Origin of the sequence: Microcystis sp. M179S2, from assembly GCF_020245805.1 — a bacterium.
Lineage (GTDB): Bacteria > Cyanobacteriota > Cyanobacteriia > Cyanobacteriales > Microcystaceae > Microcystis > Microcystis aeruginosa.
Genome location: NZ_JADBUE010000004.1, coordinates 1 through 14,897, shown reverse-complemented (window position 1 = coordinate 14,897; position 14,897 = coordinate 1). Strand labels below are relative to the sequence as shown.

At 39.7% G+C, this 14,897-nt stretch carries 12 protein-coding genes; 8 read left to right on the top strand and 4 right to left on the bottom strand.

What is annotated here, in order from left to right; genetic code table 11:
* Positions 1-201 precede the first annotated feature (201 nt).
* Both IM500_RS00230 and IM500_RS00225 read right to left on the bottom strand, forming a co-directional pair.
* Positions 202-414, bottom strand: a complete 213-nt coding sequence (locus IM500_RS00230) for a hypothetical protein (protein WP_242034532.1) — start codon at positions 412-414, stop codon at positions 202-204.
* A gap of 59 nt (positions 415-473) precedes the next feature.
* A complete protein-coding gene (locus tag IM500_RS00225) occupies positions 474-1,034 on the bottom strand; it encodes a GIY-YIG nuclease family protein (protein WP_242034531.1) in 561 nt (186 codons plus the stop codon).
* 278 nt (positions 1,035-1,312) lie between these two features.
* Here IM500_RS00225 and IM500_RS00220 point away from each other — a divergent pair, with 278 nt between their 5' ends.
* Positions 1,313-1,555 (top strand): hypothetical protein, encoded by a 243-nt coding sequence (locus IM500_RS00220; RefSeq protein WP_190719734.1) that lies wholly within the window; start codon positions 1,313-1,315, stop codon positions 1,553-1,555.
* Positions 1,556-1,711: 156 nt separating this feature from the next.
* Complete coding sequence (locus tag IM500_RS00215; protein ID WP_287737351.1) at positions 1,712-4,462, top strand: glycerol-3-phosphate acyltransferase; 2,751 nt, start codon at positions 1,712-1,714, stop codon at positions 4,460-4,462.
* 739 nt (positions 4,463-5,201) lie between these two features.
* Here the strand turns inward: IM500_RS00215 and IM500_RS00205 are convergent.
* Positions 5,202-7,358 (bottom strand): putative PEP-binding protein, encoded by a 2,157-nt coding sequence (locus IM500_RS00205; protein ID WP_287737350.1) that lies wholly within the window; start codon positions 7,356-7,358, stop codon positions 5,202-5,204.
* A gap of 293 nt (positions 7,359-7,651) precedes the next feature.
* On the opposite strand from IM500_RS00205, the gene IM500_RS00200 reads away from it, so the two are divergent.
* The 3 genes from IM500_RS00200 (at position 7,652) to IM500_RS00190 (ending at position 9,153) form a co-directional block, all read left to right on the top strand.
* Positions 7,652-8,347 (top strand): response regulator transcription factor, encoded by a 696-nt coding sequence (locus IM500_RS00200; protein WP_002795661.1) that lies wholly within the window; start codon positions 7,652-7,654, stop codon positions 8,345-8,347.
* 174 nt (positions 8,348-8,521) lie between these two features.
* Complete coding sequence (locus IM500_RS00195; protein ID WP_002757840.1) at positions 8,522-8,734, top strand: hypothetical protein; 213 nt, start codon at positions 8,522-8,524, stop codon at positions 8,732-8,734.
* 20 nt (positions 8,735-8,754) lie between these two features.
* On the top strand, positions 8,755-9,153 hold the full coding sequence (locus IM500_RS00190) for a helix-turn-helix domain-containing protein (RefSeq protein ID WP_002757842.1): 399 nt from the start codon (positions 8,755-8,757) through the stop codon (positions 9,151-9,153).
* Between the two features lie 175 nt (positions 9,154-9,328).
* Here IM500_RS00190 and IM500_RS00185 read toward each other — a convergent pair whose 3' ends face one another.
* Positions 9,329-11,302, bottom strand: a complete 1,974-nt coding sequence (locus tag IM500_RS00185; protein ID WP_287737349.1) for a serine/threonine-protein kinase — start codon at positions 11,300-11,302, stop codon at positions 9,329-9,331.
* A 297-nt stretch (positions 11,303-11,599) separates the two neighbouring features.
* Between IM500_RS00185 and IM500_RS00180 the strand changes: the two genes are divergently transcribed.
* The 3 genes from IM500_RS00180 (at position 11,600) to IM500_RS00170 (ending at position 14,736) form a co-directional block, all read left to right on the top strand.
* Positions 11,600-12,388, top strand: coding sequence for an ABC transporter permease (locus IM500_RS00180; RefSeq protein ID WP_147072517.1), 789 nt, complete (start codon positions 11,600-11,602; stop codon positions 12,386-12,388).
* Positions 12,389-12,538: 150 nt separating this feature from the next.
* Positions 12,539-13,123, top strand: coding sequence for a pseudouridine synthase (locus tag IM500_RS00175; RefSeq protein ID WP_002751273.1), 585 nt, complete (start codon positions 12,539-12,541; stop codon positions 13,121-13,123).
* A gap of 224 nt (positions 13,124-13,347) precedes the next feature.
* Positions 13,348-14,736: an AAA family ATPase gene (locus tag IM500_RS00170; RefSeq protein ID WP_287737348.1), complete on the top strand. Its 1,389-nt coding sequence runs from the start codon at positions 13,348-13,350 to the stop codon at positions 14,734-14,736.
* Positions 14,737-14,897 lie beyond the last annotated feature (161 nt).

Sequence of the window (14,897 nt, the reverse complement as noted above, 5' to 3'; positions counted from 1 at the left end):
CGTGCCAATAATGTATTGAGAGTTGATTAACCGTATCTGTGGAAAAATAATGGTGGAAAGATCATAAATTTAGAAGTTCAAAGACGAAATAGATCAACCCTCCATTATACCATAAAAAATTTTTGCAAGAGGTCTAATGAACGCTTGCGCCCATAATGTAATATAGATATTTCTCCAAAATTGAGATGCACCCATTCAAGATTACCCTTCAATCCAAAGCAACGGAACTAAATCATCGACAAAGCAGGATAAATCCGCAAAATCATAAGGATATTGATTAGACATTCTCTTAAAATCATGTTCTGGGATTGTTCTCATTTTTACCCCAGCAAGTTTTTGAAAATTTGTTATTGATTTAATCTGTTTATAATTATCGGTAGGGGTGATAGAGATTATTACTCCATTACAAGCCATTTCCCAATGATTATTATAGGAACGATTCTGACGAGCTAGGGCTTTTTGTGCGCGACTGCCTATTTGAAAATCTTCTGGCCCCCTGTTCTTCCCCAAGGTTTTCTTCTAATCTTAAAACTGGTATTTATATTATTATTTTCTTGAATAAAATTTTTAATCTTTGCGGCTGTCCCTTTCGGAGAACAATCTGTCCAGTCATATTTCAAATGAATATGTGGTAGCTCTTGAGAAGTTTGTGGTTTAAACCCAATAATGATTAATCGTCGAGAAAATTCCCTGAGAAAATTTCGGAAGACTAACTCTGATGGTACAACTTGTGGAGATTTAACTTCTGTTTTATTTAGCAAAGGTTGAAAATGTTTAATTAGATATAGTTCAATTTCATTTAATTCTTCATTATTGCAAGCTTGCCAAGCTATTCTTACAGGATAATCTTGATTAATTTCTTGTAATTGATATATACGATGATGATTTTTCCAGCGATTTAAAAGATTAACTGCTTGACCAATATAAAGAATTCTATTTTGAGAATCGATAGCAAAATATATGGCCGAACAATCAGGAAGTTGATTTAAATTATCTAGTTCTACTGAAGACATTGCCAAAGGATCGAGCAGCATAAACCTAGTCTTATTTTATTTCCAAGATAATAATTTTGTGTAATTGCTATCAATTATAACTCATTGTTGGCTTAATTTTTTTAGGTAAGGGTTTTAAAATTGCCGTAACCTTTATCCTGTATGCTTTTTAGCGAATAAGGTAAGCAGAACAGTGGCGATTCCTTAACCTCAAAATGGTCTTTTTGTACTAATAAATATGCGGGTAGAACGCTCAATGCTTTTGCTAGACTACATTTGAGACAATTTATCAAATTTTCGGTTCCAGAAATGAGCGAACGGTGAGTGATAAAATTCATGTCAGCGAAGAAGTCCGTCTTACTCTCTCGACTTTACCTCGATTGAAAACTCTTGAAAACTTTTGCCCAAAAGCCAAGTCTATCTTGGTAAAATTACAAACGAAAAATTATCGAGACTTAGACAAGGCTCTCGAAGAAGCTTTTAAGGCAGTCTCCAAGAAAGACACCCGTAATTGCTGCAATCACTATTGTCATTATACCTCATCTGTCCGAGAAAGGCTGTAAGTATTTATAAAGTAAAATTTAAAATAAATAATGTCGTGGGTTGGTAGAGCTAAAATACTATATAAGATTTAAGGGAGTGTGGACGGAATTATTCTAATCCCGATACCTGACAGGACTCCACCGAGAAGTAACTATTTTTTAGAGCCAGAAAATATAATGACAGAAATTTGGGGTTCCCTATTTATTTTTTTAGTCTGTCCTATCATCGGTGGATTGCCTCTGATCGATTGGATAAATTATCTCGTAACTGGACGTAAATTATCCCAATTAGGGACTGGTAATATCGGTGTAACTGCCGCTTTTTACCATGGGGGTAAATTAGTGGGAATTTTGGCGGTAATTTCGGAAGCAGCCAAGGGAATTATCGTTATTTTCCTAACCCGTTTATTTTTTCCCACCGGCTCCCCTTGGGAATTATTAGCTTTAATTGCCTTAGTCATGGGGCGCTATTGGTTAGGAAAAGGTGCAGGAACTACTAATGTTTTCTGGGGATTAATGGTTCACGATTTTGTCGCTGTTTTTCTCACCTCAATCATTAGTGTAATTAGCTTTACTATTTTTCGAGAAAAATCTACGGGTAGATTGGTAGGATTATTTTTATTAGCTTTAATTCTCACCTTGCGCCGTCCCCACGATTCAGGTTATATTATAACTGCCATTGCTTTAGCCTGTTTATTAGGGGCAATTTTTCAAAAAATACCCGACGATTTAGACTTACCCGAAGCAAGTGTTAACAATGAATCAAAAACTATGTTTCGTTTTTTTCGTGGAGATCGATCGATCCAAACCCTTGATGACAATCTGGTGGCTTCAAAAGTGGGACAAAAGTCCGCCACTTTAGCCTATCTTAAGCGTGCCGGTTATCCCATTCCTAGGGGTTGGATTTTACCACCGGGGGATGATCCACAACCGTTAATAGAATCTCTTCATCCTGATATTAATCATCCCTTAGTCGTGCGATCTTCCGCTATTGGAGAAGATAGTGAAACTGCTTCATCTGCGGGACAATATACCACAATTCTTAACGTTGTTGATCGAGAAAATTTAGCGGCGGCGATTTTAAGTTGCCAAACCTCCTATAATAGTCCTAATGCTGTTAATTATCGACTCGATCGAGGTCAAGAAAACACGGCCATGGCTGTGTTAATTCAAGAACAAATTCGAGGAGTTTTTTCGGGGGTTGCCTTCAGTCGCGATCCGATTAATCCTCTCAGTTTAGATGTGGTTATTGAAGCTTTACCCGGAGATGCCACCAGAGTTGTATCGGGAAGAATCACCCCCGAAAGTTATCGAGTTAATTTAGAAGAAAATATCATTATCGGACAGGGAGATATTCCCCCAGCTATTATTCAACAGGTAGCTAATCTTTGTCGGCAATTAGAAAACCTTGATCATGGCATTCCCCAAGATATAGAATGGACTCATGACGGACGAAAATTATGGTTATTACAGTGCCGTCCTATCACTAATTTACAGCCAATTTGGACAAGAAAAATTGCGGCTGAAGTTATCCCCGGGGTAATTCGTCCTTTGCCTTGGTCAATTAATCGTCCTTTAACCTGTGGAGTTTGGGGAGATATTTTCCAGTTAGTTTTAGACAAAAAAGCTCTCGATTTGGATTTCAATGAAACAGCGACTTTACACTATCAAAGAGCCTATTTTAATGCTTCTTTATTAGCAACAATTTTCCGTCGCATGGGATTACCTCCAGAAAGCTTAGAATTCCTGACTAAAGGGGCAAAGTTTACCCAACCACCTTTAACGGCAACTTTGGCTAATTCCCCTGGTTTATTAAAACTTTTAGGACGGGAATTACAGTTAGAAAAAGACTTTAGCCAAGATCAAAAAAACTATTTTATCCCGACGCTCAAAAAAATTAACGCTACTTCCCCAGAAGCTTTATCTTCAGGGGAGATTTTAGAGCAAATTGAGGAGATTTTAACCGTCTTAAAAAAAGCTACCTATTATAGTATTCTTGCCCCTCTTAGCTTCGCCTTGCGTCGCAGTATTTCGCAAGTACCTTTTGAGAGATTGGATAACTCCCAAGCACCAGAAATAGCCTCAATACGATCGCTATCTGAACTGAGAAAAAATACGATCGATCGAGATTTTGACTCAGCTTTTTCCCTCTGGTTAGAAACCTACGGTTATTTAAGCGAAGTGGGAACCGATATTTCCATACCGAGATGGCGAGAAAATCCCCAATATCTGCTACAACTACCCTTAGATATTCCGGGCAATAATAGCCAGAAAAAAGTTAAATCTTCCCACAATGTCCAAAAAAGATTAAATATCAAAAACCAGGTTACTGAAATTTACTCCCGTCTTTTAGCTCACCTACGCTGGCATTTTCTCGCTTTAGAAACCCTCTGGTTACAGCAGCAAATATTATCGGAGACGGGAGATATATTTTATCTAAATTACTCAGAAGTTACCCAGTTGGGTCAGAATAATAAAATCGCCCATCTTAACCAGATTATCCGTCAGCGTCGCCAACAATTCCAAGAAAACTCTCAATTAACCGATATTCCCTACATCGTTTATGGACAACCCCCGAAAAGAGAATTTTTAGTTTCAAATTTAACTGCCAAAAAACGCTTACAGGGAATTGCCGCTAGTGGGGGGACAGTGGAGGGACGAGTCAAAATTATGCCAACCTTACAAAATCTAGAAATTGCCCCCAATACTATTCTCGTTATTCCCTATACTGACTCAGGATGGTCGCCTTTATTATCCCGGGCTGTGGGAATTATTGCCGAGGTGGGGGGACAATTATCCCATGGTGCTATTATTGCCAGAGAATACGGAATTCCCGCGGTTATGGATGTGCATAATGCCATGAAATTGTTAAAAGATGGTCAATTAATTCGTCTCGATGGCAGTCAAGGAATTATTGAAATTCTCTAGGCATTAGGGGACAGGGTGTGGGGTGTGGGGTGTAGGGTGTAGGGTGTAGGGTTTTCCCGATTTTGAGGAGGTCAATTACCTAATTTTCAGGGAAAAAGTCCCTGAATTTTCCCCCCGATCACTCCCATATCTGGTACTTTTTGATTGACAAAAAGTCTAAAAGTGTTACCCAACAAAGTTTTCAGATTTATTCAGCAAACCTTATCTAATGCTAAATCCTGTTTAAGAAGAGCGCCGGAGCGGGAAGTGGGAAGTGGGGAAGTGGGGAAGTGGGGAGAATAAATAAAAATAATCTCCTGTCTCCTGTCTCGGAGTCTCCTGTCTCCTGACTTCTAACCCAATGTTGCTCAAAGATAAGCAAAAATTATCTATGAACTCCAACAACTTGAGAATATTTAAATTAACATTTCGCAATATTTACAAATTCTTAAGAATTAATTGAGAAAGATTTTTATTTAACAACGATGTTACAATGGTTACAGCGATTTGATAGAATTTCATAGTGGGGTATTCTATGCTTTTTTGGGCAGCAACGGTTGAAACCCTTGCCACACCTAGAAGGTAATCCTCATTAAGACAGGTAAATGAGTCAATTTCACCCACAACGATGATCTTTTTTTTGTGTAGTTTTATTGCAAAAAAAAAGTTTTTTTGACAAAAAGCACAAAGTATGAATTAGGAAGTGGGGTAGTGGGGAAGTGGGTTGATGGGGTAGTGGGGTAGTGGGGTAGTTCGGAAGTTATCTGCTATTTTCCAATAAAAATCTTCTTTCGGCGCGAACAATTGCCTCTCTAGTGGCTAAAACTGCTTCTGTATCCACCGAAAGAGAAGTCACACCCCAAGCAATCAGATCATCGATAAGTTCAGGATACTGGACGATAGCCATGCCGCAAACGGAACAGGGAATCTGTAAAACTTTTGCTTGAGTGATAATTTGTTTTAAGGCCGCTCTGACTGCGGGATGACGGGCGTTAAAATATTCTGAGAAATGTTCTCGATCGCTACCTAAAAGTAATTGAGTTAAATCATTAGTACCAATAGCGATTAATTGTACCCCCGCTTGCACATAATCCCCCAATTGAAAGATTACCCCGGGTACTTCCACCATTATCCCCAATTGGAAAGAAGGGACTTGAGTGAGTAAAGCCGATTGTACCCGTTGCCGGCAAAAAATAAATTCTTCAACCCCGCGGACAAAGGGAAGCAGTAAATTAATATTGGTGGCGCTGGTGGTTTGTACCCGTCGTAAAGCTTGCAATTCCAGATCGAATAGAGTCGGATCTAATATATAACCATGGGTTCCCCGACTGTCTTGAGCCGAATGTTGAGCATCAAAAGAACGGTAAAATAAAGGCTTAGGCTGGATACTAAGGGCAAATTGTGCGATTAAATCACTTAATCTCTCGATCAATGCTTCTTGATGCTCTGGTGTTAACCATTCTTCTAGATTACGCTGAGAAAGTAACTCTAAAATCATCCATTCTGAGCGCAATAAACCGATCCCATCAATAGGCAGTTCTTGGATTCCGGCAATACTTTCAGTTTGACTGAGATTAACCATCAAACGGGTAGCAATTGCCGTCCCGTCGGTTTCTCTGGGTGGTGGTGGGGGTAAGGAAATCTGTTCCTGAGATGCTAGAGAAATAATTCCCCTCGTACCATCTACTAAAATTATCTCACCTGAGCGGATAATTTCCGTGGCATTTTTCACCCCGACAACGGCAGGAATGGCTAATTCCCGGGCTAAAATGGCTCCATGGCTAGTTAATCCCCCCTGTTCCGTGATCATTGCTCTAATTTGGCGTAAATGGGGCAGTTTTTGGGGAGGTAAATTAGTAGTAACCAGAATGCAATCCTGAAAAGTTGCCTCTGGGGAGTCGAAATTGCTGATCACTTTTGCCACTCCCGATGCCAACCCCGGGGATGCCCCTAATCCTCTTAAGGGATAATGGCAGGTAGTAGCGGTGATTTCCTGACTGTGACAGCTAAGAATATAAATTTGACCATCCAGCATCATCAGCCATTCTATGCTGGTTAACGTCGGTTTTTCCGTCAGCAGAGATTGAACCAGTTGACAAAGGCGATCGAGGGCGAAATTATCTAAACAGTAGCTTTCCTGTAAACTGGGTGCTAATAATTGTGGCGCGAGCAGATTACTGTCACTATTGAGATAATAAGCGCGGGATTTATTGCCTAATTGCCGACTGCGTAATTGACCGGAGCGATCGATAATGTAGGTATCCGGTGCCACTTCTCCATTAGCTAAACTGTGTCCTAATCCCCAAACCGCCTGAATTTGCCAGTTATCCTCATTAATCAGCACATTTCCCGCACAATTGGCTGGTAATAACGGTTGTACCAGTAAAGATAATTGAATTTTTTCTAAACCAATTCCCACTTTTCGCCAATAAAATAGACTTCTGGCGGTGAATAACTCCGCCCAAGCTTGTTTTAGGGCATTTTCTAGATTATCTGCTTTAATTCCACTGATGGGGGCGGAAAATAAACCGAGAGTTCGTCGAGCCAGATTAGCTGGTAGGGAAAAGCGCCATACTAGGGTATCCATGGATAATTGTGCCACGGCCGCCGCTAGTTCTTCTAACCAGAGAGGAGGAATTTGCGCTTGTAAAACGGCGCGCCGACTTTCTTTGGCGACTAATTGCAGAGCTTTTGCGTTATCTACGTCTAAATAGAGGGAAGATTGCGGAAAATCAGTCAAGAAAGAGTCAGCATTGTTGATAGTTTCCAAAAATTCCGCAAAAATGCGGTTAAAAATGGCAAATCCCCCGATAATTGGGTATCCTCGCTGGTGTAATTCACTGGCAATAAAAGCTTTTTCCCCCACCAGGGGGCGATCAGAAGCACTAATGCGATCGAGCCAGCAGAGAATGGTCACGGGATTTGTTAAGAATGGTGAAAGGATTCTAAAATAATCTAGGTGATTTTTGTAACTTTTTAGTTCTATCTGCTAGTTTAACTCACCGTCACTATCTTGAGGATGATCTGGGAAGTGGGGAAGTGGGGAAGTGGGGTGTAGGGTGTAGGGTGTGGGGTGTGGGGAATGGGGAGATAGGGGAATTTCAACTAATACCCCAAAACCCTAAAACCCCAACTCCTGTCTCCTGACGACCGGCTCCTGATAGCTGATAAGATAGGATTCGGACAATATTCGAGCGCTGCGAGAAATTGATGGACACACCTGCGAAAGTTTTGTTAGTGGATGACGAACCGGGGGTTCGTGAATCTGTGCAAGCATATCTACAGTACGGGGATGACTTCGAGGTAAGAACTGCTAGTAATGCTAACGAAGCCTGGGATTTACTCAATCAAGAAATTCCGGAATTAGTCATCTCCGACATTATGATGCCGCAGGTGGATGGCTATCAGTTTCTGAAGAAATTGCGCGAAGATGCTCGTTTTCAGACAATTCCCGTGGTTTTTCTCACTGCTAGGGGGATGACGAGCGATCGCATTCAGGGTTATAATGCCGGTTGTGATGCTTATTTATCCAAGCCTTTCGATCCCGAAGAATTAGAAGCATTAATCAAGTCTTTAATCGAGCGCCGTCGTCAATCCCTGCAAGCCACCAGCGAAAACGCTAGATTAGAAGAAATTGCCCGAGATATCCGGGAATTAAAACAGCAGGTGGGACAACAGAACACTTTTACTACTACTCCCCCCCCGATTAAAATTGACCTTACCCCCCGGGAACAAAGCGTTTTAGATTTAGTAGCGGAGGGATTGATGAATAAAGAAATTGCCAGTCGTCTAGAAACCAGCGTCAGAAACGTAGAAAAATACGTCAGTCGCTTATTTAGCAAGACTGGTACTAATAGTCGCACGGAATTGGTACGTTTTGCCCTAAAACACGGTTTAACCAGTTAATATAGCAGCTAAGGACAAAGTAGCAAACGGGAGTGTCAATAACTGACGATGACAGGCAACTGAATTACCGATGGAAAACGTTTCATCAGTTCATCTTATGGCTTCTGGCGTTGAAACAAATTTTGTTTTAGAGCTAACCTTCGAGCAAGAGCAGAATGGGAGGATATGTCAACCATGTTAAGCACTGATCTAGAGATAAGACTAGCAACTTTAGAAGCTGAAGTAGCACTGCTTAAGCGTTTGCTACCTACTGTCAGCGAAACTCCCTGGTGGGAAAAAATTGTCGGCACTTTTGCTGATGATCCGGCTTACGAAGAGGCAATGCAGTTTGGTCAAGAGTACCGTCAGTCCCTAAAACCGTTAGCCGAGGAAGCATCCGAATCCTGAAATGTATCTCCTTGACACCGATGACCCTTACTTTTAATCCAGAAAAATACAAAGAATTACTAGCTCGCCATTTACCTAAAGTTATTAAAACAGAGGCAGAAAATGAAAAAGCTTTGGCTATTGTGGAAGAATTAATGCACCGTCAGCAGCGAACTCCCGAAGAAGATGAACTTTATGAGCTTCTAATTTTTTTAATTGGGAATTTTGAAAAAAGCTTTTATCTACAAGAATCAACCACACCTCATTCTATGTTATTGTTTTTGATGGAACAGCAAAGCGTTAATAAGAAAGACATAGCCAGAATCCTTGGCTCTGACAAAATTGCCTCTAGTTTAATTGAAGGAAAAGGGTCAATTACCAAAGAACAGGCGAAATTATTAGGACATTTCTTTAATGTAGATTATAGTTTGTTGATGTAGATGCGATACCCTCTAGCTTGTCGGTTGAGTTGAGCGCTTTAATACTTAGGAGAAAACTGCTCGATTCAATAATTTGAGCCAAAACCCAATATTTTTAAAGACATCGGTGCAGTTTCCCGCAAGCGTCGCTCATTTTCGATAGACAAAAGTTATTGCTGTCACCCCAAACACAAGTTTACTGTCCCACCCGCCAAATTTTGATAGTATTGTCAAAACTCCCACTAGCTAAATAGCGACCATCGGGACTATATGCTACTGAGAAAACTGTCTCAGAATGACCGGTAAGGGTACGCAATTCGTTTCCCGTTGCTACCTCCCAAATTTTGATAGTTTTGTCCTGACTCCCACTAGCTAAATAGCGGCCATCGGGACTATATACCACTGACAAAACCCCGCTAGAATGACCAGTAAGAGTACGCAATTCTGTTTCCGTTGCCACCTCCCAAATTTTGATAGTTTTGTCACTACTCCCACTAGCTAAATAGCGGCCATCGGGACTATATACCACTGACCAAACCCCGCTAGAATGACCAGTAAGGGTACGCAATTGTTTTCCGGTTGCTACTTCCCAAATTTTGATAGTTTTGTCAGCACTCCCACTAGCTAAATAGCGGCCATCGGGACTATATACCACTGACCAAACCGTCATAGAATGACCAGTAAGAGTACGCAATTCTGTTTCCGTTGCCACCTCCCAAATTTTGATAGTTTTGTCATTATTCCCACTAGCTAAATAGCGGCCATCGGGACTATATGCCACTGACCAAACCGTCATAGAATGACCAGTAAGAGTACGCAATTGTTTTCCGGTTGCTACTTCCCAAATTTTGATAGTTTTGTCAGCACTCCCACTAGCTAAATAGCGGCCATCGGGACTATATACCACTGACAAAACCCAGCTAGAATGACCAGTTAGGGTTTTATAAAGAGATGGATTATCTACTAAACCAGAAATCAAAAATTGAGGAGTTACAGGAAATCTTTTATATTTTAAATAACCGTAAACTTGCGTTATTCCTACTCCTAATAACAAAACTCCACCAAGAGCTATCATTCTATTTCTCAGATTATTATTTTTAACTGGTTGTGCTGGTGTTTTTTTGGGTACAGGTGCGGGTGAAACCGGCGGAGAAGGATTAATCTTAGGCATAACCGGGGGTTGTTTTTGAGTTACAACAGGCGGCGGATTTGGTGGTGGTGGAGATGTTATAGTAGGAGTTATAGGAGGTAACTTTAATTGTCGTTCAATCTCATCCAAACGCTGTAAAATAACCCTAGTATTAGCCGGTCTATTCTTGGGTAATCTTCCCATTAACTCGTCAATAAAATCCAACAATAACGGGTGAATATTTTCCGTTTCTTCTCGCCAAGGTAAAACATCATTAATCGGATCATAAATTTCTAAAGGATGTTTTCCTGTTAATAAATGCACAAAAGTTCGTCCTAAAGCATGAAAATCTGATTGAATCACCGCTTGGCCATGTTGTTGTTCATTGGGTGTATATCCGGCTGAGGTAATACCTGTTACCTGTTGACCTTTTACCTTTTGATGATAGGTTTGGGTTTCTTCCCTTGCTGTCCCAAAATCAATTAACACCAACTCGCCACTATTCCGCAGCATGATATTAGGGGGTTTAATATCTCGATGCAGCCAATTCTGTTGATGAATTTTATCGAGAATTAAAGCAATTTCTCTCAGCCATTTTAAGGCTCGTTTTTGACTTAACTTATCATACTGGTTTAGCCACTGTTCTAAATCAATACCCTCCACTTTTTCCATAACTAAACAGTGTAATATTTTCCCCTCCCTTGTGGAATATTGAAAATAGGCATCTGCTCGAGGAACACCGGTGACATTTTGACGACTCAACTCTAATAAAACGTCATATTCCCGTTTAAATAATTCCACTGCCTTCGCTTCATTATTCCATTTTTCTTGTAATACCTTGAGGATTTTGGCTGTAAACCCCTCAAAAGCCTCATAAACAATGCCAAAACCGGTCGTATCACTCAATAACCGACTCACCCTATATTTACCATTTAACAACAATTGAGAGCCGCAACTTTGACAGTAACGAGTATTCGAGTTATTATTACTCGGATGCTCTGGTTGAGAACAATCGGGATTAATGCAGTAACAGGGTTTCATCTCGGCTATCAGTTATTTTATTGAGTGAATAATTGCAAGTTTTCCCTCTCTGACCTTGACAGCATTTTATCATAAGTCAGTAGTAGTAGTAGGGTGCGTTAGCGATAGCGTAACGCACCAAATTAAATTAATGATAGGTGTGGTGCGTTACGACGGATTGTTAGATTCAAGTTTAAGCAGAGATTGTCGCCGTCTAACGCACCCTACATTTTACTAAACTGGGATGAGCCACTCTTGAAAAAGGGGACAATTATTAATTATTATTAAAAGTATATTTACTAATTAACCAAAATACCAGTGAAACTAGCTCAAGCTCAGACGATATTAACAGACACTTTAACCGTATTTTGGGGAGAATGGCTAGATTTACGGGCGAGAGTCCTTCAGATCGCCGCCACAGGTTTAGTTTCTCCCCTAATCTATATTATCGGTTTCGGGTTGGGGTTGGGAAGCGCCCTCGATCGCTCGATGAAACCCTCACTCGGCGATTCTTATCTAGAATTTATTTTACCCGGAATGGTGGCCCTGTCCTCAATGGCGATCAGTTTCGGGGGAACCACCTTTTCCATCTGTGGCGATCGCTTATTTAGTAAAACCTTCGAGGAATTATTATTACTTCCCGTCCATCCCCTCTCATTATTTTTAGGCAAAGTTTTCGCGGGAATTTTGCGTGGTGTAATGACTTCTGCATCAGTGATTCTCGTTGCTATCTTATTTACAGGAAAATTTGCCAGTTTTCTCAATCCCCTCTTTTTATTAATTTTAATCTTAAATTGTGCCGTCTTTGCCGGTTTAGGGGCAATTGTCGGATTGCGAGTTACATCCCTCGAAAGTGTCAGTCTGTATAATAACTTTTTAATCGTGCCGATGTCTTTTTTAGGAGCAACTTTTTTCGATCCCCAAACCTTACCCTGGCCATTAAAAATTATTGTTTATTCCTTGCCCCTCACCTATGCTAGTCTGGGATTAAGAGCCGCAGCCTACGATATAAATCAATTTCCTTGGTTCGCTATCCCTATTTTATTAATCGTCGCTATTCTTCTCTCGATTGTCGGTGCTTATCAATTCTCCCATCAACGGGATTGAATCAGTTATCAGTGGTCGGTAATCAGTAATCAGATTTAAGTATTCGGTGAACAGTATTAAGTGGCAAGTTCAGAGCTTTCTTTTCACGGATTACTGTTTGATTTTTACTGATAAAAGCAAAAAGCTCCTGACTCCTATCTCCTTTTTCCCTTGAATAAATATATCCTTTTTTATAAACCCTACGATGTATTATGTCAGTTTACTGATGAAAATGGTCGCTCGACTTTAAAAGATTATATTCCCATCCCGAATATCTATTCTGTCGGTCGTTTAGATAGGGACAGCGAGGGATTATTATTACTCACAGATAACGGTCAATTACAGCATCGTTTGGGTCATCGTCAATTTGCTCATCCGCGTACCTATTGGGTACAAGTCGAAAGAATTCCAGACCTAAACGCTTTAGAAAAATTGCGTCAAGGTCTTCCTATTCAGGATTATCGCACTCGACCAGCAATAGTTAATTTACTAGATTTTGAACCAGATTTACCCCCCAGAGAGCCACCGATTCGTTATCGAAAATCTGTCCCCACCGCTTGGTTAGAAATTACCTTAACTGAGGGAAGAAATCGTCAAGTAAGAAGGATGACGGCTGCCGTTGGTTATCCCACTTTAAGATTAATTAGAACAGCCATTACTATTGACAAAAACAATAAATTATGCTTAACAGGATTACAACCCGGTCAATGGCGAGAAGTGACTGAAAAAGAGAGAAAAGCCTTAGAAAGGTTATAATTTCTGTAAGTAACCTTGATAAGTGGGTGGGTGGAATTAAATATAAGATGAACGTAGGTTGGGTTGAAGCATGAAACCCAACGCCTGCATGGGTTACGCTACCGCTAACCCATCCTACAAATAATTCTGCCTCCCTACTTAACCAAAGTTGAATGTATAGTTTGGGACTTGATCAAATTACCCACAATTATCTATCATCGTGAATATTAAACCTAAAGACAAACATGAAAGTTAAAATTAAAAATCTTGGCATTTTAAAACAGGCAGAATTAAGTCTAGGCAACCTCACAATTATCTGTGGTGGTAATAATACAGGTAAAACTTATGCTACATATTCTTTATTTGGTTTTTTAGACAATTGGCGACAACTATTAAAGGGACCAACATTTAGCCTCAAAGAAAAAGTTGATCAACTACTTTCTGATGGTGTAATTAGTCTCGATCTACAGGAGTATGTTCAACAGTGTGAAAGTATTCTTACTACAGGCTGTCAAAGATATGTTCAACAAATACCTGAAGTTTTTGCTGCCAACGAGGAGAGGTTTAAAAATGTTGATTTTCAGATAGAATTAAATTTTGACAATATTCAATTTCAAAATAAGTATGACAAGAAAATTAGTACAGCAACATGGGAAATTATCTCGATTAGCAAACCTGAAAATGACCCTTATTTATCCATCACATTATTAACAGAAACAGAAAAAATAAATCTGCCAGTGCATTTTCTTGAGGAGATCATTTACGACAGCATCCAAGATATAATTTTCTCTCAGTTTTTTCCCAGGCCATTTATTGCTAGTGCAGAAAGGACAGGAGCGGCAATTTTTCGCAAAGAGTTAAATTTTGCTCGTAATCGTTTACTGGAAGAAATTAGTAAAAATAGCAATTTTAATCCTAGAGAACTGTTATTTAATGTTTCTCAGGATTATGCGCTACCAGTCAAAAAAAATGTAGATTTTACTAGACAAATAGAAACAATTGTCAAAAAAAATAGCTTTATCGCCGAAAATCATCCCAGTATTTTAGAAGATTTTGCCGATATTATTGGTGGTCAATATATGATTACTAGCAATGATGAACTTTATTACATTCCTAAAGGAAAAAAACTTAGACTATCGATGGATGAAAGCTCTAGTGCTGTACGTTCTCTTTTAGACATTGGCTTTTATTTAAGACACGAAGCTCGAATCGGAGATTTGTTGATAGTAGATGAACCTGAATTAAATCTCCATCCAGAAAATCAACGCCGTATCGCTAAACTTTTCGCTCGACTGATCAACATTGGTATCAAAGTTTTTATCACTACTCATAGTGATTATATTATCAAGGAAATAAACACATTAATTATGCTCAACCATGATCAACCACACCTGAAACAAATTGCCGCAGAAGAAGGCTATAGACAAGAGGAATTATTATCGGCTAATCAAGTTAAAGTCTATATTGCTGAAGAAGATTCAAAGATGTTAAAAGGACAAAAAAGAAAAACCAAATTTCACACTTTAAACCCCGCTAAAATTGATCCAGAAATGGGTATTGAAGCGCGCAGTTTTGATACTACTATCGAAAATATGAATCGTATTCAAACGGCTATTATTTGGGGTGAGGAGTAATGTCTGATATTGCTATCCTCAAACTGAACTTCCCCCGTATAAATATACTAGCTATGGCTCAAAGTCTTACAGAGCCTGAGTTAAAGCAATGTAATACTAATAAACTACTGGGTACAAACTCCTGAAATCTTTACGCAGACAGGGTTTGAGGCAAAATTTTT

What these genes read in the sequence shown, in the direction of transcription:
- IM500_RS00195 (WP_002757840.1), top strand. Translation starts at nt 8,522, where the DNA reads ATGTTAAGCACTGATCTAGAGATAAGACTAGCAACTTTAGAAGCTGAA.
- IM500_RS00170 (WP_287737348.1), top strand. Translation starts at nt 13,348, where the DNA reads ATGAAAGTTAAAATTAAAAATCTTGGCATTTTAAAACAGGCAGAATTA.
- IM500_RS00230 (WP_242034532.1), bottom strand. Translation starts at nt 414, where the DNA reads ATGGCTTGTAATGGAGTAATAATCTCTATCACCCCTACCGATAATTAT.
- IM500_RS00200 (WP_002795661.1), top strand. Translation starts at nt 7,652, where the DNA reads ATGGACACACCTGCGAAAGTTTTGTTAGTGGATGACGAACCGGGGGTT.
- IM500_RS00185 (WP_287737349.1), bottom strand. Translation starts at nt 11,302, where the DNA reads ATGAAACCCTGTTACTGCATTAATCCCGATTGTTCTCAACCAGAGCAT.
- IM500_RS00225 (WP_242034531.1), bottom strand. Translation starts at nt 1,034, where the DNA reads ATGCTGCTCGATCCTTTGGCAATGTCTTCAGTAGAACTAGATAATTTA.
- IM500_RS00215 (WP_287737351.1), top strand. Translation starts at nt 1,712, where the DNA reads ATGACAGAAATTTGGGGTTCCCTATTTATTTTTTTAGTCTGTCCTATC.
- IM500_RS00190 (WP_002757842.1), top strand. Translation starts at nt 8,755, where the DNA reads ATGACCCTTACTTTTAATCCAGAAAAATACAAAGAATTACTAGCTCGC.